Below are 24,755 nucleotides of genomic sequence, written 5' to 3' on the forward strand. Positions count from 1 at the left end.
AGCGACTACGCCGGCGGCAGCAGCAGTCCGAGCCGGCGCATGTCGTCGACCGGCTCGGCGATGCTGCACGTGCCGTACCCGATCCACAGCGGACGCTCGGCGGCCAGCTGGCCCCGCACGGTCTCCACCAGCGGCACCGCGTCGGTGGTGGCCAGCACCTCGGCCACGTCGGCCGCCTCCGCACCGTCGGCCGCGGCGATCGAGCCGGCGAGCACGTTCAGGAACCCGTGGTGCAGGAAGCCCGTCTCCGGATCGGTGTGCCGCAACGCGTGGTGCAGGCCGGCCGTGAGCTTGAACGGCAGGTCGCGGTCGCGGCACGCGCAGATGACGGCGGCCAGCTCGACCGGCGTCGGGAACAGCTCGGCGGCCAGGCCACCGGTGCGGAACTTCGGTGCGATCCGCTCACCGGCCGCACGCGCACCGGCCAGCGTGTCGAGCGCGGCGAGCAGGCCCCAGGTGAGCGGCACCTCCGCGTACCCGGCCCGCCCGGCGGCGATCGTCCGGAACGCGGCCAGCCCGGGCATCGGGTCTTCGCCGCGCTTCGCCACCGGCGCCTCGATGTGCTTGACGTCCACCTGGTCGCCCGCGGCCGCCAGCGCACCCGCCACCACGGTGAGCGGGCCGACCAGCCCGATCGAGAGCCGGTCGCCGGAGTCGCGCAGCCGCGACCACAGCGCACCGACCTCGTCGGCGGGTACCAGCAGCGGCCCCACCAGCGGCGCGTACCACGACGAGCGGGCCTCGCGGTGCCCGTCCAGCGCGTCATTGATCGACGCACCGCGGGGCGGGAACATCGCGGCGTCGTCGAGGAGGTCCACCAGTAGCGGCGGCACGCTGTTCGGCACGTTCAGCAACCTAACGGACGCCCGCATCGGCGAACAACAACGCGTCAACCGTCCACAGTAGACAATGAAGGATTCTCGTAGATCAACGCGACCGCCACGGCGGCCAGCCCTTCGCCGCGCCCGGTGAAGCCCAGCCCGTCGGTGGTGGTGGCGGCGATGCGGACGGGCGCGCCCACGGCGTCACCGAGGATCTTCTCGGCCTCGGCCCGGCGCGGTCCGATCTTGGGTGACCGGCCGATGGCCTGCACCGACACGTTGCCGATCCCGAAGCCGGAGGCCCGGACCCGGCGGGCCGTCTCGACGAGCAGCGCCACGCCCGACGCGCCGGCCCACTCGGGACGGGCGGTGCCGAAGTTGAGACCGAGGTCGCCGAGGCCGGCCGCGCCGAGCAGCGCGTCGCAGGCGGCATGGGCGACGACGTCGCCGTCGGAGTGGCCGGCGAGCCCGGGCGCGTCGTCCCAGCGGAGGCCGGCGACCCAGCACTCGCGATCGGCGCTGTAGGCGTGGACGTCGGTGCCTACGCCGACGAGCGGAACGATCACGCTCCGGAGCGTACCGGCAGTATCTATCTGACCCACGCGCAACGCTCTGACCAGGAGATTCGGCGTGAGCTGCATCGCCTGTCTACCCTGGTCGACGTGCCCGGCTCCCTCCCCAGCGCCCGTGACGAGATCAGGCAGGCCCTGATCATGACCCGTCGCGCGGTGGCATCCGTGCGGAAAACGCCGCCCTGGCGGCGGCAGTGGAGCCGTCCCACCGGTCCCGCGCTGCGGTTCATGATCCTGGTCACGTTGGTGGCCATGCTCCTGGCCACGGCGCTGATCGCCGGGCCCGACCGCGAGACGCTGCTGCACGCCGCCCGCGGCGGCAGCATGTTCGCGCCGGTGGCGGCCGTGGTCGGCAGCGCCCTGCTGGTGGCCGCGATGGTGCCGCGCACCTGGCTGGCGTTCGCCGGTGGCGCCCTGTTCGGCTCGGTGGCCGGCGCGATGTACGTGCTGGCCGGGGTCACGGCCGGCGCCGCGCTGGCCTTCCTCGTCGGGCGGCTGCTCGGGCGCAGTTTCGTCTCCACCAAGCTGCGGGGCCGGTTCGCGCTCATCGAGGCGTCGGTGGCCCGGCGCGGGGTCTGGGCGGTCGTCGTGTGCCGGCTCATCCCGATCGTCCCGTTCGCGATCAGCAACTACGCGTTCGGGACGACGTCCGTGCGGCCCCGGCAGATGATCGCGGGGACGATGCTGGGCGCCCTGCCGGCGACGTTCGCGTACTCGGCGCTCGGCTCCGCCACCATGCACGGCGACTGGCTGGGCGCCAAGGTCGCCGGTGGCTGCGTGCTCGCTCTGGGCGCCTGCGGCGTGATCGGCACCTACCTCGTCTGGCGCCGGCGCCCGCACGCGGCGCCCGCGGTGAGCCTCACGAAGTAAGCAGGGCCGCCGCGATCCGCAGGTCGAGCGGTCGGGTGATCTTCATCGCCACCTCGTCGCCGGGAACCGTGTGCACCGGCACACCCAGCTTCTCGGCCAGGCCCGCGTCGTCGGTGTGCTCGTCGACGGCCGCCTCGTGCGCGGCCACCAGCACGGCTCGCAGGAACCCCTGTGGCGTCTGTACGGCCCGCAGCACCGCCCGGTCGACCGTGCCGACCACCCGACCGGCGTCGTCGACCTGCTTGATCGTGTCGACCACCGGAAGCACCGGGATCACCGCGGGCAGCCCGGAGCGCACCGCGGCGGCGACCCGCTCGATCATGTCGGGCGGCGTGAGCGCCCGGGCGGCGTCGTGCACCAGGACGATGCCGAGGGACGCGTCGGCCGCCCTCAGCGCCGCCGCGACCGACGCCTGGCGGCTGGCACCACCGGCCACCACGTCGACCGCCGCAACCGGCGCCAGCAACTCGCGGACGGCCTCGACGTCGCCGGCCGGAGCCGCCACGACGATCTGACCGACGGAAGGCGCCGCGCCCAGCCGGCGCACCGCGTGCACGAGCAGCGGCTCACCGGCGAGTTCACGCAGCGCCTTGGGTATGCCCGGGCCCAGCCGAACGCCGGCACCCGCAGCAGGAACAAGGACCGCGACGTCACCACGCAGCATCTGCGCCGTCACGTCGCGGTCCTTGTTCCTGCAGAGAAGAAGACGTGCTCAGGCCTCGGTGAGGACCTTGTCGAGCAGGACTTCCGCCTCGTCTTTCGTGCTCTTCTCAGCGAGCGCCACCTCGCCGACAAGAATGTCTCGCGCCTTGGCGAGCATGCGCTTTTCTCCTGCTGAAAGGCCGCGCTCACGCTCACGGCGCCAGAGGTCCCGCACGACCTCAGCCACCTTGAGCGGGTTGCCCGAGGCAAGCTTCTCGAGATTCGCCTTGTAACGCCTCGACCAGTTGGTCGGCTCTTCGGTGTGAGGAGCACGCAGAACGTCGAAGACCTTGGTAAGGCCTTCTTCTCCCACGACCTCGCGCACACCGACGATCTCGGCGTTTTCGGCGGGCACCCGCACCGTAAGGTCACCCTGAGCAACCCTCAGGACGAGGTAAAGCTTCTCCTCGCCCTTAACGACGCGGGTCTCGATTGCCTCGATGAGTGCGGCCCCGTGGTGGGGGTAGACAACGGTCTCGCCGACACTGAAAACCATAGGTTCGAAACCCCTTTCGCTGTGTCTAGGGTAACACGGGGTGGCCCCGACTTCCTACCCTGAGCGGCCGCATTAGCGCAGGTCAGGATGGGTGTGAGTCCCCTTTCTCCCGCTTGACACGGCGTACGAACAGTGCTCCCACCAGGTCAGAGCACAGGTAGGAGTGCTGGTCAGAGCGTTATGGGCGGCCGCTTCGGCGACCCACCCGGTCTCCTACCGACTATGACAGGTCAATGCACGTAGAGTCACCATGCGCGGACAGCATTGTGACCCCGGTCTTCGAACATCCGTCACCGCGACCCCCCTCACCCACTGGCGTGTGTCGGCCGGGTGCCAGACACTTGGGTACGGGCGCAAGGAGTCGGTCAATGGGTACGCCTCGGGGAGGCAACGGCGACGAACAGCCGCCGGGCGGCGGTGGGCCGTTCGACGGTGTCTCCGGCCTGCCCCCCGAATGGGGGCCGGTGATCATCCCCGACGACGTCTCGGCGCTGAGCGACGAGTCAGACGCGATCCGCAAGCAGTTCCGGCGCGATGCCCGCCGGTACCGGTGGCGTCGCCGCCTCCGCCTCACGGTCCCGCGCAACCGCGAGTCCGCCTCGCTCGCCGTGCCCCTGGCGATCATGGCGATCGCCGTCGTCGCCACGCTCATCAGCCTGTTCGCCGTGGCGTGGCCGGGCGGCTATCCCGACGGCTCGCCGAACGCCGGCAGCGTCACCACCAACGCGCGGCCGCTGTCGCTGCCCGACCTCAGGTTGCGCGACACCAACGGGGTCGACGTCGCGATCCGCGAGTTGTCGCCGGCCGTCATCGTGCTCGTCGACGGCTGCGACTGCGAGAAGGTGATCACCAACCTGGCCGGGTCGGTCGACCCGCGGGTCAGCGTCCTGGTGGTCACCACGCCCAATCCGAACGCGTCGGCGTCCGCCGAGCCGGGCCTGTCGGCACCCGGCGTCCCGGGCGGGCCGAGCGCCAGCACCGACCCGAGCGGGTCACCGCGGCCGAGCGCGTCGGCACCGCGCGGGGTGCGGCGCCTGCTCGACCCGGCCGGCCTCCTCCGCGAGTCGATCCCGGGGCTGCCCAAGCTCGGGCCCCAGCCGCCCAAGCAGGGCACGATCCTGCTGGTGAGCGCCGACTGGGCGGTGGTGCGGGTGGTGTCGACGTCGACACCGGTCAACCAGCTGAAAGAGGACCTGGCGAACCTAGTCCGCTAGGAGGGCCGCGTAGAGCGTCAGGCCGGGGCCGAAGGCCATCATCATCACGCGGCGGCCGCCCGGACGGGAGCGGCGCACCGCGTCCAAGATCATCAACACCGTCGGCGAGGAGCAGTTCCCGTGCTCGGCCAGCACCCGCCGTGACGCGGCGAGATCGCCCTCGGTGAGCGCGAGTTCGTCGCGCACGACGTCGAGGATGCGGGGGCCGCCGGGGTGCACCACCCAGCCGTCGACGTCGCCGCGCGCCAGGCCGTGCCGGGCCAGCAGCTCGTCGACCACCGGCGCCACGTGCAGCGAGAGCGCGTCGGGCACCTTCGGCGACAGGCCCATCCGGAACCCGAGATCGGTGACGTCCCAGGTCATGTGGTCCGACGTGGTCGTGTCGGTCATGGCCGTCACCTCGCGCACCGCCAACCCGGCGCCCGACGGCATCAGCACCAGCGCGGCCGCCGCGTCGGAGAACAGCGAGTGCGCGATGATCTGCTGCGGGTCGCGGGTGGCCGGCTGCACGTGCAGGCTGGTCAGCTCGCAGCACAGCACCAGGGCCGGCCGGCCGCGGGCCGCTACGAAGTCGGTGGCCGCACCCATGCCGGGAAGCGCCGCATAGCAGCCCATGTGCCCCACGAACAGCCGCTGCGTGGTGGCGGCCATGCCCAGATCGCGGGCGAGCAGGATGTCGAGCCCCGGCGTGACGTACCCGGTGCACGAACACACGACGAAGAGGCCGATGTCCAACGGGTCGAGGCCGGCGGCGCCCAGCGCGCGGCCGACCGCCTCCTTGGCCAGCGGCAGCGCCTCGACCAGGTACCGCTCCATGCGTTGGCGGGTCGACCAGCCCGACACGTCCTCGACGGACGGGTTGATCACGCCGTGCCGGGTCACCACGCCGGCGTTCTCGAAGATGCGCTTGGCGAAGCCCCGCTGCACGCCGGTGTAGTGCCGGTCGAAGTAGTCGCGCCAGAGGTCGGCCTGCGAGAACGGCGGCGGGTGCGCGATGCCGATCCCGGCGACGGTCACCATCTCGGTGCCGAGCCGTCGGTCTCCGGATCGCCGCCCAGCGCGGCGACGCCGAGCCAGTCGGCGCACACGTCCGACGTCGCCGGTTGCAGCGACCCGCACCGCGCGTCGCGGAACAGCCGTTCGAGCGGATGGCCGCGGCGGGTCGCGCTGGTGCCGGCGGCCTCCAGCAGGCTCGCCGCCACCTCGGCCGCGGTGGTGCCGGCCAGCAGCTTGGCCCGCCACACCCAGCGGTTGGTGTCCTCCTCGCCGGGCGCCTCGTCGACCCGGCGGGCCGCCTCGTCGACCACCAGGCGGGCCGCGGCCACGGCGGCGTCGGCCCGCCCGATCCGCGACCGCACCGACGCCAGGCCGCCCAGCTTGCGGTCGCGGACATGGGCGACGGCCGCGTCGATCGCGGCCTGCGCGACGCCCACGTAGACGGCCGCGTAACTCGCGACCATCCAGTGCGGCATCAGCTGTGCGACGAGCACCGCCAGCCCCTCCACGGCGCCCACGAGGGCGTCTTCCGGCACGGTGACGTCGATGTGCAGGTCGTGCGACGACGTCGCCCGCATGCCCAGCGCGTTCCAGGTGGGCTCGACCGTCAACCCGGGCGCGCTTGAAGGCACCAGGAACTGCGAGACCAGCGAGGGATCCGCCGTGCTGCGGGCCGCCACCAGGTACGCGTCGCTGTTGCCGGCTCCGGAGCAGAACGTCTTGGAGCCCTTGATCTGCCAGCCACCGCCCGGCACCGCCGTGTAGGACGTCGACAATTGCGACAGCCGCGACCCGACGCCGCGTTCGCTCATCGCGACCGCGTACCAGTGCCCACCGGCCGCCGCGGCCAGAACCCGGTCGCGCGCCGCGTAGAAGCTTTCCGGGACGCCGAGCGCCTCCACCATCACGTCGGGCACCCCGGCCAGGGCGCCGGTGACCGAGGCGTGCATGTTGAACACGAGGGCCGTCGCGCCGTTGCCGCGGGCCAGTTCGTAGGCCACCTTCGCGTACTCGGCGAAGCCCGCGCCCAGACCGCCGAGCCGGGTCGGCACCATCAGGCCGAACAGGCCCTCGGCGCGCAGGTCGGCGAAGTCCTCGGTGGGGAAGGTGCCCGTCTCGTCGTATTGCGCGGCCCGCGCCGCGAACCGCGGCACGAGCCGGGCCGCGGCCTCGACCGCTGATGACGTCATCGTTTGACTCCGCGGCCCTGGAAAAGAATCGCTGTCGACCGGCTCGGCACGATCGGTACCTCCCCCTTGCGGCCATTGAAAATCCAGCGGACCAGCGACGGAACCGCCGGCCGGATACCGCGCAACCGCAACGGGACGCCGTGCCGCGCGCACTCCGCCACCAGCCGGCGCCGGTTGACGAACAGGGCCGGGTCGTGGATGCCCTTCGGCACACCCGGCACGCACTCGGCCAGCGTCACCGCGACGAACCGGCTCAGCGCCGTGTCGGCGAGCGTGTCGAGCACGAGCGTGCCGCCCGGCCGCAGCACCCGGCACACCTCGGCGACCACTGTGGACAGATCGGGCACGTGCTCGAGAATCTCGCCGGCGCACACGACGTCGGCCGAGCCGTCGGCGAACGGGAGCCGGGCGGCGTCGGCCCGGACCGGCCGCACGCCGCGTTCGGCCGCCTGTTTCAGCGCCGACGCGACCAGGTCGACGCCGATGTGCCGGTACCCGCTGAGATGCGGTGCGAGCAGGCCGGCGCCGCAACCGACGTCGACGAGCACCGCGCCCGGCCGCGCCGCCGGCGGCACCATTGCGGCCCGCGCCTTCGCCAGCCAGTGCAGCATCGCGAACCGGCCGTCGGGATCCCACCACTCGGCCGCGAGGTCGTCGTACTGCCCCACGTCGTTCCGTGGCCGCTTCACCTGGACCAACGCGGAGGGCATGCGATGAAGCCTGACATGAATACGTCTCGCCAGCCAGACTTGCCCGGTGTCCACGACCCCGCTGAAGCTGAACCGGCCGCTGGCGATGCTGCGCGCCAGTCATCCCGAACCGGCCGCCGCCGTCACCACCGTCACCGCGTTGCTGTGCGTCGGTGCCGGCGTCGATCCGGTGCGGGCCGTCGGGGTCACCGCCACGGTTCTGGCCAGCCAACTGGCGATCGGCTGGGCCAACGACGCCATCGACGCCTCCCGCGACGCGCAGGTGGGCCGCGCCGACAAGCCGGTGGCCACCGGCGGCGTCACCCGCCGCGCCGCCGCCGTCGCCGCCGTGGTGGCCTCGCTGGCGTGCGTGGTGATCGCCCTGGTCACCTCGCTCACGGCGGCGCCGGTGGCGATCCTGGCCCTGCTGTCGGCGCTCTCCTACAACTGGCCGGTCAAGTTCACCGTGTTCTCGCCGCTGCCGTACGCGGTGTCGTTCGCGGCGCTGCCGTCGTTCGTGGTTCTGGTGGCGGGCGACCGGGTGCCGGTCTGGCTGATCGCGGCCGGCGGGCTGCTGGGGGTGGGCGCGCACTTCGCCAACGTCGTGCCGGACATGGCCGACGACGAACGCACCGGCGTGCGCGGCCTGCCGCACCGGTTCGGGCCGCAGGGCTCGCTCGCGGCGTCGGGCGTGCTGCTGCTCATCGTCACGGCGCTGTTGATCTTCGGGCCGCCGGGGCCGCCCGGGCCGGTCCAGGCCGTGGCGGGCGCGTTCGCCGCCACGGTCCTGCTGGCAGGAGCGTATTTCGGACGCCGGAGCAGCGCCCGGCACTGGGCCTTCCGCGGCGTCATGGGAGTGGCCCTGGTAGACGTGGTGCTGCTGGTCGCCGGCGGGGTCTTGGGGTAAGCGCATATGCCGCCAGGTGCCCATCTAGGCTGTACAACGGCCGGCTCTGGGCTTTGGAGGAGGATCCAACGTGACCCGCTCGAAGATGCCTCGCTCTAAAATGCGGAGCGCGGCGGTTTTCGTCGCGTCCGCCGCGATGGCGGCCGGGCTGCTGCTCTCTGGCTGTGGCGCCGGTCAGGTCACGCAGACCGAGGGGCAGAACCCGCCGATCAGCGGCGTGAACGTCGACTCGGAAGACGGCACGGTGCAACTGCGCAACGTGTCGTTCCAGTACAACGACCCGGCCGGCTACGAGACCGGCGACTCGGTGCCGCTGCACCTGCGCATCATCAACCGCAACGAGAAGGCGATCCGCCTGGTGGGCGTCACCAGTGACGCGGGTCCGGTGGTGCTGGCCGGGCGCGGGGTCACCCCGCCGGCTCCGACCACGCCGCCAACCACGGCCGCGCCGTCGGCGTCCGGTTCGGCCTCCGGATCGCCCTCGGCATCGGGCTCGGCGTCCGCTTCCGGTTCGGCGTCCACAACGCCGTCGGCGTCGGCCACGCCGTCCGGCCCGCCCACCAACCCGACGATCAACATCGAGATCGCGGCGCACGACCTGGTCGTGCTCGACCCGAGCCTCGACCGGTACCTGCAGATCAGCGGGTTGAGCGAGGAACTCAAGCCGGGCGACACGGTGCAGATGACGTTCCGCTTCGACGACGGCACGTCCATCACCACGCCCGTGCCGATCGCGGTACCGATGTCGCCGCCAGCGCGTAGCCCGATGGAATTCGACGAGGGCGAGCACGAATAGTCGTACCCCCCGGCTAGCGTTCCGCGGGTGACGAACAAGCGCGCTGCCTACGAGTGCGACGTGTGCGGGTTCCGCCCGCCGAAGTGGGTCGGGCGCTGTCCCGACTGTGGCGAGTGGGGCTCGGTGATCGAGGCCAAGCCCAATGCCGCTGTCGTCGGCGGGAAGTCCGTCACCGTGCGCGCTCCGGCCGAGCCGGCGCGCCCCATCGCGAGCATCAGCGCCGAGCCCGCGCACGCGCGCGCCACCGGCGTCGGCGAGTTCGACCGCGTGCTCGGCGGCGGCATCGTGCCGGGCGCCGTGGTGCTGCTCGCCGGAGAGCCCGGGGTCGGCAAGTCCACGCTGTTGCTCGAGGTGGCGCAGCAGTGGGCGGTCGGCCAGAGCACGCCGGCACTGGTGATCAGCGGCGAAGAGTCGGCCAGCCAGGTGCGGCTGCGGGCCGAGCGCATCGGGTCGCTGCACGAGAACCTCTACCTGGCCTGCGAAACCGACCTGGAAGCGGTGCTCGGCCATCTCGACTCGGTGAAGCCGGGCCTCATGGTGCTCGACTCGGTGCAGACGATCAGCATGAGCGGCAGCGACGGCGTCGCGGGCGGCGTCACCCAGGTCCGCGCGATCACGGCGGCGCTGGTCGCGGTCGCGAAGGAGCGCGGCATCGCCGTCGTGCTCGTCGGGCACGTCACGAAGGACGGGCAGGTGGCCGGCCCGCGCACGCTGGAGCACCTGGTCGACGTGGTGCTCCAGTTCGAGGGCGACAAGCACTCGTCGCTGCGGCTCATCCGCGGGTTGAAGAACCGGTTCGGCACGGCCGACGAGGTGGGTTGCTTCGAGATGCACGAGCGGGGGCTCACGAGCCTGCCCGACCCGTCCGGCCTGTTCCTGAACCGGCACGCCGACCCGGTGCCGGGCACCTGCGTCACGGTGAACATGGAGGGCCGGCGGGCGCTCGTCACCGAGGTGCAGGCGCTGGTGGGAGCGTTCCCGACGCAGACGCCGCGGCGCACCGTCAGCGGGCTCGACATGTCGCGGTTCAACCTGGTGCTGGCCGTGCTGCAGCGGCGGGGCAAGGTGCGCGTCCACGACCGTGACGTGTTCGCGTCCACCGTCGGCGGCATCCGGGTGATCGAACCGGCGGCCGACCTCGCGGTGGCGCTGGCGGTGGCGTCGGTCTACCACGAGGTGGCGCTGGCGCCCGACATGGTGGCGATCGGCGAGGTCGGGCTCACCGGCGAGATCCGTCGGGTCGGCGCCGTGCGCAACCGGTTGGCCGAGGCGGCCAGGTTGGGGTTCCGGCACGCGCTGGTGCCACCCGGTTGCGGTCCGGCGGCCAACGGGTCGACGCCGTCCGGGCTCCGGGTCCGCGAGGTCACCGACATCGCGAGCGCGCTGCGGGAGTCGGCGCAGGCCGGGGTGGCGGCTACAGACGGCACGTGATGTCGACGGCTTCGGGCGCGTACGCGGCGAGCGCGGTCATCTTCGCGGCGGGGGCACCGGCGAAGTCGCGCAGCCGCACGGCGAGGTCGTAGCCGGCGGCGGCCGGATAACTGCGGGCGGCCGAGCGCAGCACCGTGCGGTCAAAGAACCCCGGCCGGCCCGCCCGGGTGCGAGCCGGCTCGCCGGCCCCGGCCGGCGGCGCCGCGCCGTCGCCTCCCGGCCGCGCCGCGCCGTCGCCTCCCGGCCGCGCCGCGCCGTCGCCTCCCGGCGGCGGGCGCAATCGGATCAGGAGGAACTCGCCGCCCCGGGTGGCCACGCCGGCGAGTCCGGCAACCGTGGCCCACGGCAGTTCGAGCGTCCGGTACGCGCCGGGCCGCACGAACAGCGTCCCCTCGCTCGCCGCGACCATCGGGCGGCGCAGCACCGGCGCCGCGGCCGCGAGCACCACGGCGGCCGCCGCCCCGAGGGTCCACTGTGGAACCACCGCGAGCGGGTTGGCTGCACCGGTGTTCAGCCGGGCCGGTTCGGCGCCGAAGAACATCCAGGCCGCGGCGACCACCAACGCGCCGCCGGCCGCGCAACCACCCAGCACTCTCACCTGGTGGCGCGGAAAACTCCGCCGCCACTCGATCCGTTCCCCGGCGACCATGTGTCCCGTACCCATGCCTCCCCCGAAGTGCCCGCTCACTCTACGGACTGTGACGCGGCCCGCCACGGAACCCGGTGGCTCCAGGTCCGTAGACTGTGCGAGTGCCGATCGAGCGCGAACCCCAGCGGCCGGCGGCGCCTGCCGCGGATGTCGTCTGGTCCAGCAGCCCGGTAGGCACCGGCGACCCGATGCGCGCCACGCTGGCCCTGATGGCGCCCGGCACCGCGTTGCGCGATGGCCTGGAGCGGATTCTCCGCGGGCGCACCGGCGCGCTCATCGTGCTCGGGCACGACGAGATCGTCGAGTCGATCTGCACCGGTAGCGGATTCCCGCTCGACATCGAGTTCAGCGCCACCCGGCTGCGTGAACTGTGCAAGATGGACGGCGCGGTGGTGCTCAGCAGCGACGGCACGCGCATCGTGCGGGCGGCGGTGCACCTGATGCCCGACCCCACGATCGTGTCCGACGAGTCGGGTACCCGCCACCGTACGGCGGAGCGGGTCGCGAAGCAGACCGGATTCCCGGTCATCTCGGTGAGCCAGTCGATGCGCATCATCGGTTTGTACGTAAGCGGGCAGCGTCACGTTCTCGATGACTCGGCCTCAATACTGTCGAAGGCGAATCAGGCTCTCCAGACGCTGGAGCGGTACAAGCTGCGCCTCGACGAGGTGTCCGGCACGCTGTCGGCGCTGGAGATCGAAGACCTGGTCACCGTCCGCGACGCGGTGGCGGTGGTGCAGCGGCTGGAGATGGTGCGGCGCATCGCCGACGAGATCGCCGGCTACGTGGTCGAACTGGGTACCGACGGCCGGCTCCTCGCCCTGCAGCTCGAGGAGCTGATGGCCGGCGTCGAGGCCGACCGCACGCTGGTGATCCGCGACTACCTGCCGGGCGACGCCAGCCGTCGGGTCCGGCAGGCCGACGACTCGTGCGAGGCGCTCGACGACCTGTCCCCCACCGAGCTGATCGACCTGGTCGCGGTCGCGAAGGCGCTCGGCTATCCGGGCGCGGCCGACGCGTTGGACGCGGCCGTGTCGCCGCGCGGGTACCGGCTGCTGGCCAAGGTGCCGCGGCTGCCGGTGCCGGTGATCGACCGGCTGGTCGATCACTTCGGCAGCCTGCAGCGGCTGCTCGGCGCCACGGTCGAAGACCTGCAGGCGGTCGACGGGGTGGGCGACGCCCGGGCGCGCGGCGTCCGCGAAGGTTTGTCCCGCCTGGCGGAGGCCTCGATCCTGGAGCGCTACGTCTAGAGAACGCTAGGCGTTGACGGTGACCGTCACCGGTTCGCTCACGATGTTCCCGAGGCGCGCCCGGAGCTGGTAGGTGCCCGGGTTCAGCAGTTTGCGGTTGGTGCAGCCCTGCGCGGTCCCCTGGCCGTTCCACGGCACGTTGAACTGGAGCGGCGAGTCGTTCGGCTGCATCCGGCGCACGTCGGCGGCGTTGGACGCATTGCTGCAGGTGTCGGACGACCACTGCTTCGCCGAGTTCTGCTCCAGGTACAGCTCCTGCGCCTGGGCGCTGACGTCGCGCGAACAGGTCCGCGTCGAGACGTTCTTGATCCGGATGAAGAACGTGACCGGCACGCCCTGGCGGACCGACGCGTTCTCGGCCGCGGCGGTGACCAGCAACTCGGTGTCGGTGCAGGTCTCGCCGTTGGCACCCTCACCGGTGACGCCCGTGCCGCCGCCGCCCGTCACCGGCCGACCCGACGTCGGGTCGGACGCGTTCGGCGTGATCGTGGGCAGTGCCTGCGCGGTCGACGTCTCCGTCGGCGCGCCCGTGGTCGTGGGGTTGTTGGCCGTCGGTTTCTTGCCCGGCTCGTCGTCGCCCGAACATGAGTAGGCGATTATGAGGACGAACACGAGCACCCCGGCGAGCACCACAGCCCGGCGGCGCCAGTAAACGTTCGGGGACAACGGCCCAACCGTCAGTCTCATGATGGATTCACGTTAGTACCGGGTTGGTTGTCCGTTGTGGCGGCGCGCCGTTGTACCGTCGCGGACGATGTCTGTTTCGCTCGCCGGTGCGGTGACCCTCTGGTTCGACTCGGCCGCCCGGGATCTTCCGTGGCGTTCGCCTGATACCACCCCGTGGGGTGTGCTCGTCAGCGAGATCATGCTCCAGCAGACCCCGGTGAGCCGGGTGACGCCGGCGTGGCTCTCGTGGTTGGCGCGCTGGCCGACGCCGGCCGCGATGGCCGCCGACCCCGACCAACCGGCCGCGGCGATCCGGATGTGGGGCCGGCTCGGCTATCCGCGCCGGGCGCTCCGGCTGTACGAGTGCGCGGTGGCGGCGGTCGAGCGGCACGGCGGCGAGATCCCGTCCGACCTCGACGCGCTGCTGGCGTTGCCGGGGGTCGGCTCGTACACGGCCCGGGCGGTGGCCGCGTTCGCGTTCGGGCAGCGTCACCCGGTGGTCGACACCAACGTGCGGCGTTTCGTGGCCCGGGCGGTCGGCGGTCGCGCCGAGGCCGGCCCGGCCACCACCCAGCGCGACCTGGACGCCGTGGCCGCCCTCCTGCCCGAGGCCGCGGCCGACGCCGCCCGGGCCAGCGCGGCGTTCATGGAACTGGGCGCGGTGGTGTGCGTGGCCCGGTCGCCACGCTGTGCGGCCTGCCCCGTCGCGACGACGTGCGCGTGGCGCCGCGCCGGCTCGCCCCCGGCGGAGGTGCCCGGCCAGCGCACCCAGACCTACGCCGGCACCGACCGCCAGGTCCGCGGCCTGTTGCTGGCGGTACTCCGCGACGCCGACACCCCGGTTCCCGCCACCCGCCTCGACATCGTCTGGCCGGACGCGGTCCAACGCGACCGGGCGCTGGCCACCCTCCTGGCCGACGGCCTGGTGGTGACCCCCGAGCCCGGCCGGTACGCCCTACCGGGCGCCCGCTGAAATGCGGCCGCTGACGCGAAAGGGCGCCGGCCACATGGCCGGCGCCCCTTCAGCATTAATGCGGACTACTCGTCGACGGCCTTGCCCAGGTCGACGGGGACCGCGTCGGGAACGAGCTCGGGCTTGTCGGCACCGCGGAACACCAGCTTCGAGTGCTCGACGTCGTGCGGGTCACCCTCGCAGTCGACCACCACGATCTGGCCCGGACGCAGCTCGTTGAACAGGATCTTCTCCGACAACGAGTCTTCGATCTCGCGCTGGATCGTGCGCCGCAGCGGCCGCGCGCCCAGCACCGGGTCGTAGCCCTTCTTCGCCAGGAACTTCTTCGAGTTGTCGGTGAGCTCCAGACCCATGTCCTTGTTCTTCAGCTGACCCTCGATCCGGTTGATCATCAGGTCGACGATCTTCAGGATCTGGTTCTCGTCAAGCTGGTGGAACACAATGGTGTCGTCGATACGGTTGAGGAACTCCGGACGGAAGTGCTGCTTCAACTCATCGTTGACCTTCTGCTTCATCCGCTCGTAGTTCGACTCGCTGTCTTCCGATGCCTGGAAGCCCAGCGACACCGCCTTCGCCACATCCCGGGTGCCCAGGTTCGTGGTGAGGATGATGACGGTGTTCTTGAAGTCGACAATGCGACCCTGACCGTCGGTGAGCCGACCATCTTCCAGAATCTGCAACAGCGTGTTGAAGACGTCTGGGTGGGCCTTCTCGATTTCGTCGAACAACACCACCGAGAACGGACGCCGGCGCACCTTCTCCGTCAGCTGACCACCCTCGTCGTAACCCACGTATCCGGGCGGCGCGCCAACCAGACGCGACACCGTGTACCGGTCGTGGAACTCCGACATGTCGAGCTGAATCAGCGCGTCTTCCGAGCCGAACAGGAACTCGGCGAGCGCCTTGGAAAGCTCGGTCTTACCGACACCCGAGGGGCCGGCGAAGATGAACGAACCCGACGGCCGCTTCGGGTCCTTCAGACCGGCGCGGGTACGGCGGATCGCCTTGGAGACGGCCTTGACCGCGTCTTTCTGGCCGACGATGCGCTTGTGCAACTCGTCTTCCATGCGGAGCAGCCGGGAGGTCTCCTCCTCGGTGAGTTTGTAGACCGGAATACCGGTCCAGTTCGCCAGCACCTCGGCGATCTGCTCGTCGTCGACCTCGCTGACGACGTCGAGGTCGCCGGCCTTCCACTCCTTCTCCCGCTGCGCCTTCTGACCCAGCAGCTGCTTCTCCTTGTCGCGCAGCTGGGCGGCCCGCTCGAAGTCCTGCGCGTCGATCGCGCCTTCCTTGTCGCGGCGGACCTGTGCGATGCGCTCGTCGAAGTCACGCAGGTCTGGCGGAGCGGTCATGCGACGGATGCGCATGCGGGCACCGGCCTCGTCGATCAGGTCGATCGCCTTGTCGGGCAGGTACCGGTCGGAGATGTACCGGTCGGCCAGCGTCGCGGCGGCGACCAGCGCGGCGTCGGTGATCGACACGCGGTGGTGCGCCTCGTAGCGGTCACGCAGGCCCTTGAGGATCTCGATCGTGTGCGCCAGCGACGGCTCGCCCACCTGGATCGGCTGGAACCGGCGCTCGAGAGCGGCGTCCTTCTCCAGGTGCTTGCGGTACTCGTCGAGCGTGGTGGCACCGATCGTCTGCAGCTCACCCCGGGCCAGCATCGGCTTCAGGATGGACGCCGCGTCGATCGCGCCCTCGGCGGCACCGGCACCGACGAGCGTGTGGATCTCGTCGATGAACAGGATGATGTCGCCCCGGGTACGGATCTCCTTGAGCACCTTCTTCAGGCGCTCCTCGAAGTCACCGCGGTAGCGGGAGCCGGCGACCAGCGCGCCGAGGTCGAGGGTGTAGAGCTGCTTGTCCTTCAGCGTCTCGGGCACCTCGCCCTTGACGATGCGCTGGGCGAGACCCTCGACGACGGCCGTCTTGCCGACGCCGGGCTCGCCGATGAGCACCGGGTTGTTCTTGGTACGGCGGGAGAGCACCTGCATGACCCGCTCGATCTCCTTCTCACGCCCGATGACCGGGTCGAGCTTGCCCTCGCGGGCGCCCTGCGTGAGGTTGCGACCGAACTGGTCGAGCACCAGGCTCGTGGACGGCGCCGTTTCGCCGGGCGCGCCGGTGCCGGCAGCCGCCGGCTCCTTGCCGCCCTGGTAGCCGGACAGGAGCTGGATGACCTGCTGGCGGACCCGGTTGAGGTCGGCGCCGAGCTTGACCAGCACCTGGGCGGCGACGCCCTCACCCTCCCGGATCAGGCCGAGCAGGATGTGCTCCGTACCGATGTAGTTGTGGCCCAGTTGGAGCGCCTCCCGCAGGGACAGCTCCAGAACCTTCTTGGCGCGCGGCGTGAACGGAATGTGCCCGCTCGGTGCCTGCTGCCCCTGGCCGATGATCTCCTCGACCTGCTGACGGACACCTTCGAGCGAGATTCCCAGGCTTTCCAGGGCCTTCGCTGCGACGCCTTCACCCTCGTGGATGAGGCCGAGCAGGATGTGCTCGGTGCCGATGTAGTTGTGGTTGAGCATCCGGGCCTCTTCCTGGGCCAGGACGACAACCCTTCGGGCTCGGTCGGTGAACCGCTCGAACATCCCTGCTCCCTCACATGCCGTGTCCGTCGACGCCGTGCCCTGCCGACGTGACCGTGCCATAACTCTATCTCCGCCGACCCTGCGATCTCGCCGGGTGCGAGCACTAAGTCAAACGCGTTACCTGTGCACTGACCAGGTGTACGGCCCAACCGCAGGCCAGGTGCGGATGTTCCAGGAAGAGCCCGGGTACGCCCAGAGCGAAATGTGAGGCTGAGCAGCACGGCGGCGGGCGGGCGTCGGGATTCGGATAAGCAGAGCCCGCCCGGCGCCGAGGCACCGGACGGGCTGTGAACCTCGGGAACGTCGTTACCGACCCGCCTCGGCGTGGTAACGGTCGACGATCTCCTGCTTGATGCGGCCGCGGTCGGACACCTTGATGCCCTTCGCCTGCGCCCACTCGCGGATGGCCCGGTTCTGGTCACGGTCGGCGGCGGCACCGCCACGCACCCGGGCGGCGGCGGCACGACCGCCGGGGACCACTCCGCCCCGACCAATCTTGCGACCCGCACCGACGTAGGGCGCGAGAACGTCACGAATCTTCGCCGCATTACCGGGCGACAGATCGATCTCGTACTGAACCCCGTCGAGGCCAAACTTCACCGTCTCCTCGGCTTCGCCGCCGTCGAGGTCGTCAGTGAGCACCTGAATCGTTCGCCTGGCCACGTCAATTCCTTCCCGAATGGGGACTCCCCGCAATTGCGCAAAACTTTAGCGCATGCCGGGTGGGATTGAGTAGCCGGAGTTCCATAAATACTCGCCGCGTACCATCGGGGACGAAACTCCACCGAATACGATGGGTGGTACTCACTGGGCCACTCACCGCACACTGCAGGGCGACCGCTGACCAGAGTCCGCGTCGCACCGGATAATGATAGACGAGGATCGGTTCCACAACCCACTCACGCCACGCCCCCGCGACGCTAAAGATTGATCGGACGAAACGCACTCGACGTCCGGTACCGCAGCGCGCACGCGGAATAGCTTCACCTCGATCTGACCGCACAAATCGGTGGCGGCGGCATTGCAATGCGTTACAAAATGCCGGCCCGGGCATGCAACCTCGGGCCGCGTGCACCAGACCGGCGCCTGATCGGGCAGAATGCCGTAGCTGTGAGCATGCCTCCTTATTCGCAGTACCCCAACCAGCCCGCGAGTGGCGGGCCGGGCGGCTACGGCCAACCCACGTCCGGCCCCGCCTACGGCGGCCAACCCACGTCCGGCCCGAGTTACGGCGGCCAGCCGGGCTACGGCGGCCAGCCGACGTCCGGCCCCGGCTACGGCGGTGGCCAGCCCACCTCGGGCCCCGGCTACGGCGGCCAGCAGCCCGGCTACGAACAACCTCAGCAACCCGGCTACGGCGGTGGCTACGGGCCGCCCGGCGGCGGCTACGGCGGCGGGGGCGACGGAATCGCGCTGACCCTCAAGTTCTTCCCGCTCGCCTTCCTGCTGATGTTCTTCAAGCCGGTCGTCACGATCAACGGCCAGCAGTACCAGGTGCCGTGGAGCAAGCGGACGCCGATCCAGTTGCCGCCGGGGCAGTACCACGTGCACGTCCACGTGCCGTACCTGATCCCGAGCCAGATCGGCAAGGCCGACCTGGCGGTGAACGTCGGCGGCGGTCAGCCGATCGAACTGGAGTACCGGGCGCCCGCGTTCGCGTTCTCGCCCGGCTCGCTCGGCACGCCGCCGCAGAAGTACAACGGCATCGGGCTCACCATCGCGCTGATGGCGGTGCCCCTGGTCGTCGGGCTGATCTGCTGCTGCTTCTCGATCTTCGCCAACAGCGGCAGCAGCTACTGACACCGGCGTCCAAACGGACGCCGGCGCTAGGAACGGCTGGCCGGGGCGTTCCGCTCGAAGGCCAGCCGGAGGCCGATCAGGGTCAACCACGGCTCGTGGTGGGTCACGGTCGCGCATTCGCCGATCACCACCGGCGCCAGCCCGCCGGTGGCGATCACGGCCTTCACCGCGCCCAGTTCGGAGATGATGCCGCGCACCACTCCGTCGACCTGGCCGGCGAAGCCGTACACCACGCCCGACTGCAGGCACTCCACGGTGTTCTTGCCGATGATGCGGGGCGGCTTGACCAGTTCGATCTTCCGTAGCTGGGCGGCGCGGGCCGCCAGCGCGTCGACCGAGATCTCGATTCCGGGCGCGAGAACCCCTCCCAGGAACTCGCCCCGGGCCGAGATGACGTCGAAGTTGGTCGAGGTGCCGAAGTCGACCACGATGGCCGGCCCGCCGAAGAGCGTGTACGCGGCCAGCGTGTTCATCACGCGGTCGGCACCCACCTCCTTCGGGTTGTCGATCGCCAGCTGCACGCCGGTGCGCACGCCCGGCTCCACGATCACGGCCGGCACGTCGGCGTAGTAGCGGGCGAGCATCGAGCGCATCGAGCGCAGCGCGGCCGGCACGGTGGAGCACGTCGCGATCCCGGTGATCTCCACGGCGTCACCGGCCAGCAGGCCCCGCAGTTGCAGGCCGAGTTCGTCGGCGGTGGATCGGGCGTCGGTCTTCGTGCGCCAGGAGTGCACGAGCTTGTCGCCCTCGAACGTGGCGAGCACCGTGTTCGTGTTCCCGATGTCGATGCACAGGAGCAAGGCAGGCCACCTCAGCGAGGGCGCAGGTCGAGCGCGATGTCCAGGATGGGCGACGAATGGGTCAGCGCCCCGACCGAAAGGTAGTCGACGCCGGTCTCGGCGAACGCACGAACCTCGGCAAGTGTGAGCCCACCGGTCGCCTCCAGCTCCGCCCGGTCTCCGACGGCCGCCACCACCTGGCGCAGCAACGGCGGCGCCATGTTGTCGCACAGCAGGAACGTGGCGCCGGCCTCGACCGCCTCCACCGCCTCGTCGACGGTGGTGATCTCCACCTGAACCGGCACATCCGGGTACATGGAGCGCACCGACCGGAACGCCGCCGTGAGCCCACCGGCCGCGATCTTGTGGTTGTCCTTGATCATCGCGACGTCGTACAGGCCCATCCGCTTGTTCGTGCCGCCGCCGGCCCGCACCGCGTACTTCTCCAGCACCCGCAGCCCCGGCGTGGTCTTCCGGGTGTCGAGCACCTGCGCCTTCGTGCCCGCCAGGGCGGCGGCCCACTGCCGCGTGTGCGTCGCCACCCCGGACATCCGGCAGAGCAGGTTCAGCGCCGTCCGCTCGGCGGTCAACAGAGCCCGGGTGGGCCCGGCCACCGTCGCCAGTACGTCGCCGCGGGCCACCGCGGCGCCGTCGGGCACATGCGCTTCAAAGGCAACGGGACGCTGTTTAGCGGCGGCCGCGTGGAAGACCGCACCGGCCACCGCCAACCCGGCCACCACACCGGGTGCGCGGGCCACCACGTCGGCCACGTCGTGCTGCTCGGCCGAGATGGTGGCGAGGCTCGTGACGTCGCCGCTGCCCACGTCCTCCGTCAGCGCTCTGTCGACGATCTCGGCCACGGCGGACGGTTCCATCCCGGCGGCCTGTAGCTGCGCCGCGATCTCCGGAGTCATGACTTGATCTGCTCCCACTTGGCCTTGCCGTCGAGCGACACCAGGAGGTGACCGAGCCAGGCGTCGCTGGCCTCGGGGAAGTCCTCGCGCCAGTGGCAGCCGCGGGTCTCCTCGCGCTTCGTGGCGGCCGCGACGAGCGCACCGGCCACCGTGTACAGGTTCGCGGCCTCCCACGCGGCGGTGCCCGCCGGCGCGGCTTCGGCGGCGGCGACCGCCACCGCGGCCTCCTTCAGCGACTCGGCACTGCGCAGCACACCGGCACCGCGGCTCATCCCCCGCTGCAGCGGCAACCGCCCCGAGGCGGCGACCGCGTCGGCGGTGTTCGTCGGCGCGTCCGCCGGCTCGCCCTGTTCCGGCAGGTCGGCCGCGATGTCCGACGCGATCCGCCGGCCGAACACGAGGCCCTCCAGCAGCGAGTTCGACGCCAGCCGGTTCGCGCCGTGCACACCCGTGCAGGCGACCTCGCCGCACGCGTACAGGCCCTTGATCGACGTGCGCCCGTGCAGGTCGGTACGCACCCCGCCCGACGCGTAGTGGGCCGCCGGCGCCACCGGGATGAGGTCGTGCGCCGGGTCGACCCCGGCCTCCCGGCAGAACGCGGTGATCGTCGGGAACCGGCTCGTGACGTCTTCCACATGGCGGGCGTCGAGCCACACGTGGTCGGAGCCCTCGGCGGCCATCACGCGGTGGATGCCCTTGGCGACGATGTCGCGCGGGGCCAGTTCGGCCAGTTCGTGCTGCCCGACCATGAACCGCGTGCCGTCGGCGTCGCGCAGGTACCCGCCCTCGCCGCGCAGCGCCTCGCTGACGAGCGGCTGCTGGGCACCGCCCCGGGCGGTGTAGAGCGCGGTCGGGTGGAACTGCACGAACTCGAGGTCGGTGACCTCGGCGCCGGCACGCAGGGCGAGCGCCACGCCGTCGCCGGTGGACACGGCGGGGTTCGTGGTCACCGAGTAGATCTGGCCCATGCCGCCCGTGGCAAGCACGACCGCGCGGGCGAGCACGGCGCCCACGCCGTCTTCCGCGCCCTCGCCGAGCACGTGCAGGGTGACCCCGCAGGCCCGGCCCTTCTTCGTGGTGAGCAGGTCGAGCACCAGCGCGTGCTCGATCAACCGGATCCACGGGTCGCGCTGCACGGCGGCATGCAGCGCCCGCTGCACCTCGGCACCGGTGGCGTCGCCGCCGGCGTGCACGATGCGGTTGGCGTGGTGACCGCCCTCGCGGGTGAGCATCAGCGAGCCGTCGGGGTGCCGGTCGAACGCCGCACCCCAGCGCATCAGCTCGCGGACCCGGGCCGGCCCCTCGCGCACCAGCACGTCGACGGCCGCCGGGTTGCCCAGCCCGACGCCGGCCACCAGCGTGTCCTCGGCGTGCGCCGCCGGCGTGTCGAGCGGGTCGAGCACCGCGGCGATCCCGCCCTGCGCCCAGCGCGTGGAGCCGTCGTCGATGTTGACCTTGGTGACCACGGTGACGTGGAGACCCGCCTCACGCAGGTGCAGAGCGCAGGTGAGGCCCGCGATCCCGGACCCGACCACGACCACGTCGGTGCGCTCTGCCCATCCGGGAGGCGGCCCGGCCAGTCTGGCCTTGGCTGAACCCATCCGTTCAGTGAATCATTACCCGCTTGTTAACGCGCTACGACGTCCGTCACTCGACCGGTCAGTCGGCCGGAAGCCCGCTCGGGCCGGCACCCTTGATCGACTTGGTGAGGTTGGTGGCCTTGTGCGCGTAGCAGCGCACGCCCCGGTTGCCGAGACCCCACTCGACCTCGCTGAACGGCGACGAGATCCACCCGACGCGGAACGTGAGCTCGGAGTCGTTGGGAACGCCCGCGTACGTGGCGATCACCGGCGCGCAGCCGTCGAGGCGGGCCTTCCGGGCCGCCTCGCCGCTGGGGTACGGCCCGTCGGGCAGGTCGTAGACCCCGGCGAACTCGCCGTTGTGCGCGGAGGTGCAGGCGATCGGGATCATCTTGTCGACCCGGTTGTCGGACGTGACGGTGACCGTGAGGCAACCGAGCCCGACGGCCCGTTCGCCGCTGAGGCCGCCCTTCAGGCTGGCGGTGCGCTGCACGACGTCGTAGTCGTTGAGATCCTTGTACTCCATCACGTCGCAGCGGAACCAGCGGGCGCCGCCCTGCCAGTGCAGCGCGATCGGCAGCACCACCGAGAGGTCGAGCCGCCCGTTGCGCCAGTCGTCACCCAGGTACGTCTTGGCCTCGGTGGCACAGGTCTCGTAGGCGGTCTTGCGACCGGCCGACCCGCTCGACGGCGCCGACGCCTGGCTCGCCTCGTCGCCGGTGAACCGGCCGACGAACACGGTCTCGACGCTGTGGGCGGCGGTGCACTCGACCGGCGCCGGCCACTTGGTGACGCTGGCGGGGTCGTCGGTGGTGACGCTGTAGCAGGCGCCCGCGACGGGGGTCGGGATCGCGGCCTCCGGCATCGCCTTCCAGTTGTTGGTGAGGCTGCCGTCGGTTCCCGGCGGGTTGCCACAGGCGCTCAACAGCAGCGTCGCCGCCCCGAGGACGGCCACCGCGCTCATGCCCAGACGCCTGTTCCGCACCTGCACCCCTCCCGGTCGAGTCACCTCGACGCTAGCGCACAGGTACGAACCGCCCCGCATCAGAGACGCAACGCAGCGTTGTCGATCAGGCGGGTCGTGCCCACCCGGGCAGCGATCAACATGCGTGCCGGACCCTGCTCGGGGGCGGGCCCGAGGTCCGGATCCGTGACGACGACGTAGTCGAGCGACGCTCCGGGCGTCCCCTCGAACACCTCCCCCGCCGCGGCGCGGGCCGCCGCGGCGCCCTGCCCACCCACGGCGGCGGCCGCGGCCAATGCCCGCGACAACGCCAGCGCGGTGACCCGCTGCTCGGCGGACAGGTACGTGTTGCGGCTGCTGAGCGCCAGCCCGTCGGGCTCGCGGACGGTGGGGACGCCGACGATGTCGACGCCGAGGTCCAGGTCGCGCACCATGGCGCGGACCAGCGTGAGCTGCTGGTAGTCCTTCTCGCCGAAGAACGCCGCGTCGGGGCGGGTGAGGTGCAGCAGCTTGAGCACGACGGTGAGCACGCCGTGGAAGAACCCCGGACGGCTGGCACCCTCGAGGATCCCGCCGAGCGGCCCCGGGTCGATCCGCACCGCCGGCGCGCCGTTCGGGTACATCTCCGCCTCGGCCGGCGCGAAGATCACGTCGACGCCCTCGGCTTCGGCGATGGCCAGGTCCCGTGCCCAGGTGCGCGGGTACGTCGCGAGGTCCTCGTTCGGCCCGAACTGCAGCGGGTTCACGAACAGGGTCATGATCACGTGATCGGCACCGGACCTTGCGGCCTTCAGCAGGCTCACGTGCCCCGCGTGCAGCGCGCCCATGGTCGGCACCACGGCCACCCGTCCGCTCAGGTCCTGCCGGGCCTTGGCCAGTTCTTCCCGGGTGGTCGCGACGATCACACGCGCTCCTTCGCGGTTTCGAGGACTTCCAGCAACGGCACGGCGTCGGCCGGGCGCAGGCGGCCGGCGGCGATCGCCCGGTCGGCGGTGCGCCGGGCCAGGGCGAGGTACGGCGGCACCGAACCGGGCGCGGTGGCACCCAGCGCGGCCAGATGCCCGGCGACCGTGCCCGCGTCGCCCCGCGACACCGGGCCCGTCAGCGCCGCGTCGCCCAGCGCGAGGCTGTTGTCGAGCGCGGCCTGGAGCAGCGGGCGCAGCACCCGCTCGGGGTCGCGGACGCCCGCGTCACGCAGCCGGTCACGGGCCTCGTTGACGAGCGTGACCAGGTGGTTCGCGCCGTGCGCGAGCGCCGCGTGGTACAGCGTGCGGTCGGGTTCGGCGATCCACTCGGGGATCCCGCCAAGGTCGGCGACCAGCCGGGCCGCGCGTCGTCTGGCCGGTGCCCCCTCGGCGGTGACGCCGAACGTCACGTCCCGCGTTTCTCCGCCTTCACCGGTGAACGTCATCACGGGGTGCACCGCCGCCGTTTCGGCACCCTGTTCGGCGGCCGGTTCCAGCGGGGCCAACCCGTGCGCGCCCGACGTGTGCACCACGAACTGGCCGGGCCGGAACGCGCCCGCCGCGGCGAGCCCACGTACCAACCCGGCGAGCACGTCGTCGGGGACGGCGATGATGACGATCTCACCCACTGCCGCCTCGTCGGGCGGCAGCACGGGTGTGCCCGGAAGCAGCCGGCCGACCCGGTCACGGTGCGAGACCGTCGACACGGCGACGACCCCGTACCCGGCGGCAGCGAGGGCCACAGCGAGCGCCGTACCTACGCGGCCGGCGCCGATCACGCTGACGGTTACCCCGTTGTTGTCGCCGTTCCCGGGGTGAACGCGCGGCGGAGCGCTCATGATGATCCAGTCCTTACCGAGGAGGTACCGGTCAGATCATCAGTATCGCGCTGCCGCCCGTCCACCGGCACGGTCAGTGATGTATTGCTCAGGTGACCTTG

Annotated in this window: 25 protein-coding genes; 8 read left to right on the forward strand and 17 right to left on the reverse strand. The window is 71.4% G+C overall.

All coding sequences use genetic code 11. The annotated features are described in order from the left end of the window. Positions 1–5 precede the first annotated feature (5 nt). Complete coding sequence (locus tag Vau01_RS07640; protein WP_203988552.1) at positions 6–845, reverse strand: hypothetical protein; 840 nt, start codon at positions 843–845, stop codon at positions 6–8. A gap of 44 nt (positions 846–889) precedes the next feature. Further along, on the reverse strand, positions 890–1,387 hold the full coding sequence (gene ispF / locus Vau01_RS07645; RefSeq protein ID WP_239151389.1) for a 2-C-methyl-D-erythritol 2,4-cyclodiphosphate synthase: 498 nt from the start codon (positions 1,385–1,387) through the stop codon (positions 890–892). Between the two features lie 96 nt (positions 1,388–1,483). Here ispF and Vau01_RS07650 point away from each other — a divergent pair, with 96 nt between their 5' ends. Then, complete coding sequence (locus Vau01_RS07650; protein WP_203988566.1) at positions 1,484–2,263, forward strand: TVP38/TMEM64 family protein; 780 nt, start codon at positions 1,484–1,486, stop codon at positions 2,261–2,263. Here the strand turns inward: Vau01_RS07650 and ispD are convergent. Further along, positions 2,253–2,939, reverse strand: a complete 687-nt coding sequence (ispD, locus tag Vau01_RS07655) for a 2-C-methyl-D-erythritol 4-phosphate cytidylyltransferase (protein ID WP_203988567.1) — start codon at positions 2,937–2,939, stop codon at positions 2,253–2,255. The two genes, Vau01_RS07650 and ispD, sit on opposite strands and share 11 nt — an antisense overlap. Positions 2,940–2,975: 36 nt before the next feature. Next, complete coding sequence (locus Vau01_RS07660) at positions 2,976–3,461, reverse strand: CarD family transcriptional regulator (RefSeq protein ID WP_203904670.1); 486 nt, start codon at positions 3,459–3,461, stop codon at positions 2,976–2,978. Positions 3,462–3,829: 368 nt separating this feature from the next. On the opposite strand from Vau01_RS07660, the gene Vau01_RS07665 reads away from it, so the two are divergent. Next, positions 3,830–4,675 carry a hypothetical protein gene (locus Vau01_RS07665; RefSeq protein ID WP_203988568.1) on the forward strand — a complete coding sequence of 282 codons (846 nt, stop codon included), beginning with the start codon at positions 3,830–3,832 and terminating at the stop codon, positions 4,673–4,675. On the opposite strand, the gene Vau01_RS07670 is transcribed toward Vau01_RS07665, so the two are convergent. The 3 genes from Vau01_RS07670 to Vau01_RS07680 are packed head-to-tail and all read right to left on the reverse strand — an operon-like array spanning position 4,664 to position 7,571. Continuing rightward, positions 4,664–5,695, reverse strand: coding sequence for a type III polyketide synthase (locus Vau01_RS07670; protein ID WP_203988569.1), 1,032 nt, complete (start codon positions 5,693–5,695; stop codon positions 4,664–4,666). The two genes, Vau01_RS07665 and Vau01_RS07670, sit on opposite strands and share 12 nt — an antisense overlap. Next, entirely contained in the window at positions 5,689–6,861 is a 1,173-nt protein-coding gene (locus Vau01_RS07675; protein ID WP_203988571.1) for an acyl-CoA dehydrogenase family protein, read from the reverse strand. The genes Vau01_RS07670 and Vau01_RS07675 overlap by 7 nt, the downstream gene beginning before the upstream one ends. Further along, positions 6,858–7,571 (reverse strand): methyltransferase domain-containing protein, encoded by a 714-nt coding sequence (locus Vau01_RS07680; protein ID WP_203988573.1) that lies wholly within the window; start codon positions 7,569–7,571, stop codon positions 6,858–6,860. Before Vau01_RS07680 ends, Vau01_RS07675 begins: the two co-directional genes overlap by 4 nt. A 46-nt stretch (positions 7,572–7,617) precedes the next feature. On the opposite strand from Vau01_RS07680, the gene Vau01_RS07685 reads away from it, so the two are divergent. The 3 genes from Vau01_RS07685 (at position 7,618) to radA (ending at position 10,684) form a co-directional block, all read left to right on the forward strand. Next, positions 7,618–8,457, forward strand: a complete 840-nt coding sequence (locus Vau01_RS07685) for a UbiA family prenyltransferase (RefSeq protein ID WP_239151390.1) — start codon at positions 7,618–7,620, stop codon at positions 8,455–8,457. 100 nt (positions 8,458–8,557) lie between these two features. Beyond that, positions 8,558–9,253, forward strand: coding sequence for a copper chaperone PCu(A)C domain-containing protein (locus tag Vau01_RS07690; RefSeq protein WP_203988575.1), 696 nt, complete (start codon positions 8,558–8,560; stop codon positions 9,251–9,253). A 27-nt stretch (positions 9,254–9,280) separates the two neighbouring features. After that, complete coding sequence (gene radA / locus Vau01_RS07695) at positions 9,281–10,684, forward strand: DNA repair protein RadA (protein ID WP_203988577.1); 1,404 nt, start codon at positions 9,281–9,283, stop codon at positions 10,682–10,684. Here the strand turns inward: radA and Vau01_RS07700 are convergent. Then, positions 10,668–11,372, reverse strand: coding sequence for a hypothetical protein (locus Vau01_RS07700; RefSeq protein WP_203988579.1), 705 nt, complete (start codon positions 11,370–11,372; stop codon positions 10,668–10,670). The genes radA and Vau01_RS07700 overlap by 17 nt on opposite strands. Before the next feature lie 62 nt (positions 11,373–11,434). Between Vau01_RS07700 and disA the strand changes: the two genes are divergently transcribed. Next, on the forward strand, positions 11,435–12,583 hold the full coding sequence (gene disA, locus Vau01_RS07705) for a DNA integrity scanning diadenylate cyclase DisA (protein WP_373320194.1): 1,149 nt from the start codon (positions 11,435–11,437) through the stop codon (positions 12,581–12,583). A 6-nt stretch (positions 12,584–12,589) separates the two neighbouring features. Here disA and Vau01_RS07710 read toward each other — a convergent pair whose 3' ends face one another. Then, entirely contained in the window at positions 12,590–13,270 is a 681-nt protein-coding gene (locus Vau01_RS07710) for a hypothetical protein (protein ID WP_203988581.1), read from the reverse strand. 67 nt (positions 13,271–13,337) lie between these two features. Between Vau01_RS07710 and Vau01_RS07715 the strand changes: the two genes are divergently transcribed. Beyond that, the gene (locus tag Vau01_RS07715; protein ID WP_203988583.1) at positions 13,338–14,222 is read left to right on the forward strand and encodes an HhH-GPD family protein; all 885 of its coding nucleotides are present in this window, start codon (positions 13,338–13,340) and stop codon (positions 14,220–14,222) included. 65 nt (positions 14,223–14,287) lie between these two features. On the opposite strand, the gene Vau01_RS07720 is transcribed toward Vau01_RS07715, so the two are convergent. After that, entirely contained in the window at positions 14,288–16,813 is a 2,526-nt protein-coding gene (locus tag Vau01_RS07720; RefSeq protein ID WP_203988585.1) for an ATP-dependent Clp protease ATP-binding subunit, read from the reverse strand. A 306-nt stretch (positions 16,814–17,119) separates the two neighbouring features. Beyond that, the gene (locus Vau01_RS07725; protein WP_203988587.1) at positions 17,120–17,476 is read right to left on the reverse strand and encodes a histone-like nucleoid-structuring protein Lsr2; all 357 of its coding nucleotides are present in this window, start codon (positions 17,474–17,476) and stop codon (positions 17,120–17,122) included. Between the two features lie 453 nt (positions 17,477–17,929). Between Vau01_RS07725 and Vau01_RS63240 the strand changes: the two genes are divergently transcribed. Further along, a complete protein-coding gene (locus Vau01_RS63240; RefSeq protein WP_239151391.1) occupies positions 17,930–18,613 on the forward strand; it encodes a hypothetical protein in 684 nt (227 codons plus the stop codon). A gap of 26 nt (positions 18,614–18,639) precedes the next feature. On the opposite strand, the gene Vau01_RS07735 is transcribed toward Vau01_RS63240, so the two are convergent. The 6 genes from Vau01_RS07735 to Vau01_RS07760 are packed head-to-tail and all read right to left on the reverse strand — an operon-like array spanning position 18,640 to position 24,654. Continuing rightward, on the reverse strand, positions 18,640–19,413 hold the full coding sequence (locus tag Vau01_RS07735) for a type III pantothenate kinase (RefSeq protein WP_203988589.1): 774 nt from the start codon (positions 19,411–19,413) through the stop codon (positions 18,640–18,642). An 11-nt stretch (positions 19,414–19,424) separates the two neighbouring features. After that, positions 19,425–20,306: a carboxylating nicotinate-nucleotide diphosphorylase gene (nadC, locus tag Vau01_RS07740; protein WP_203988590.1), complete on the reverse strand. Its 882-nt coding sequence runs from the start codon at positions 20,304–20,306 to the stop codon at positions 19,425–19,427. Next, the gene (locus Vau01_RS07745; protein ID WP_203988591.1) at positions 20,303–21,907 is read right to left on the reverse strand and encodes an L-aspartate oxidase; all 1,605 of its coding nucleotides are present in this window, start codon (positions 21,905–21,907) and stop codon (positions 20,303–20,305) included. The genes nadC and Vau01_RS07745 overlap by 4 nt, the downstream gene beginning before the upstream one ends. Positions 21,908–21,965: 58 nt before the next feature. Further along, entirely contained in the window at positions 21,966–22,871 is a 906-nt protein-coding gene (locus Vau01_RS07750) for a septum formation family protein (protein ID WP_203988592.1), read from the reverse strand. A 59-nt stretch (positions 22,872–22,930) separates the two neighbouring features. Then, on the reverse strand, positions 22,931–23,755 hold the full coding sequence (gene panC, locus Vau01_RS07755; RefSeq protein WP_203988593.1) for a pantoate--beta-alanine ligase: 825 nt from the start codon (positions 23,753–23,755) through the stop codon (positions 22,931–22,933). Then, complete coding sequence (locus tag Vau01_RS07760) at positions 23,752–24,654, reverse strand: Rossmann-like and DUF2520 domain-containing protein (protein WP_203988594.1); 903 nt, start codon at positions 24,652–24,654, stop codon at positions 23,752–23,754. Before Vau01_RS07760 ends, panC begins: the two co-directional genes overlap by 4 nt. Positions 24,655–24,755: the final 101 nt, after the last annotated feature.

Origin of the sequence: Virgisporangium aurantiacum (genome assembly GCF_016863635.1) — a bacterium.
GTDB classification, from domain to species: Bacteria; Actinomycetota; Actinomycetes; order Mycobacteriales; family Micromonosporaceae; genus Virgisporangium; species Virgisporangium aurantiacum.

Excerpts from the sequence above, each read along its gene's own strand:
- Vau01_RS07660 (WP_203904670.1), bottom strand. The coding sequence starts at position 3,461 with ATGGTTTTCAGTGTCGGCGAGACCGTTGTCTACCCCCACCACGGGGCC.
- Vau01_RS07665 (WP_203988568.1), top strand. The coding sequence starts at position 3,830 with ATGGGTACGCCTCGGGGAGGCAACGGCGACGAACAGCCGCCGGGCGGC.
- Vau01_RS07670 (WP_203988569.1), bottom strand. The coding sequence starts at position 5,695 with ATGGTGACCGTCGCCGGGATCGGCATCGCGCACCCGCCGCCGTTCTCG.
- Vau01_RS07675 (WP_203988571.1), bottom strand. The coding sequence starts at position 6,861 with ATGACGTCATCAGCGGTCGAGGCCGCGGCCCGGCTCGTGCCGCGGTTC.
- Vau01_RS07680 (WP_203988573.1), bottom strand. The coding sequence starts at position 7,571 with ATGCCCTCCGCGTTGGTCCAGGTGAAGCGGCCACGGAACGACGTGGGG.
- Vau01_RS07690 (WP_203988575.1), top strand. The coding sequence starts at position 8,558 with ATGCGGAGCGCGGCGGTTTTCGTCGCGTCCGCCGCGATGGCGGCCGGG.
- Vau01_RS07710 (WP_203988581.1), bottom strand. The coding sequence starts at position 13,270 with ATGAGACTGACGGTTGGGCCGTTGTCCCCGAACGTTTACTGGCGCCGC.
- Vau01_RS07715 (WP_203988583.1), top strand. The coding sequence starts at position 13,338 with ATGTCTGTTTCGCTCGCCGGTGCGGTGACCCTCTGGTTCGACTCGGCC.
- Vau01_RS07720 (WP_203988585.1), bottom strand. The coding sequence starts at position 16,813 with ATGTTCGAGCGGTTCACCGACCGAGCCCGAAGGGTTGTCGTCCTGGCC.
- Vau01_RS63240 (WP_239151391.1), top strand. The coding sequence starts at position 17,930 with ATGCCTCCTTATTCGCAGTACCCCAACCAGCCCGCGAGTGGCGGGCCG.
- nadC (WP_203988590.1), bottom strand. The coding sequence starts at position 20,306 with ATGACTCCGGAGATCGCGGCGCAGCTACAGGCCGCCGGGATGGAACCG.
- Vau01_RS07745 (WP_203988591.1), bottom strand. The coding sequence starts at position 21,907 with ATGGGTTCAGCCAAGGCCAGACTGGCCGGGCCGCCTCCCGGATGGGCA.
- Vau01_RS07760 (WP_203988594.1), bottom strand. The coding sequence starts at position 24,654 with ATGAGCGCTCCGCCGCGCGTTCACCCCGGGAACGGCGACAACAACGGG.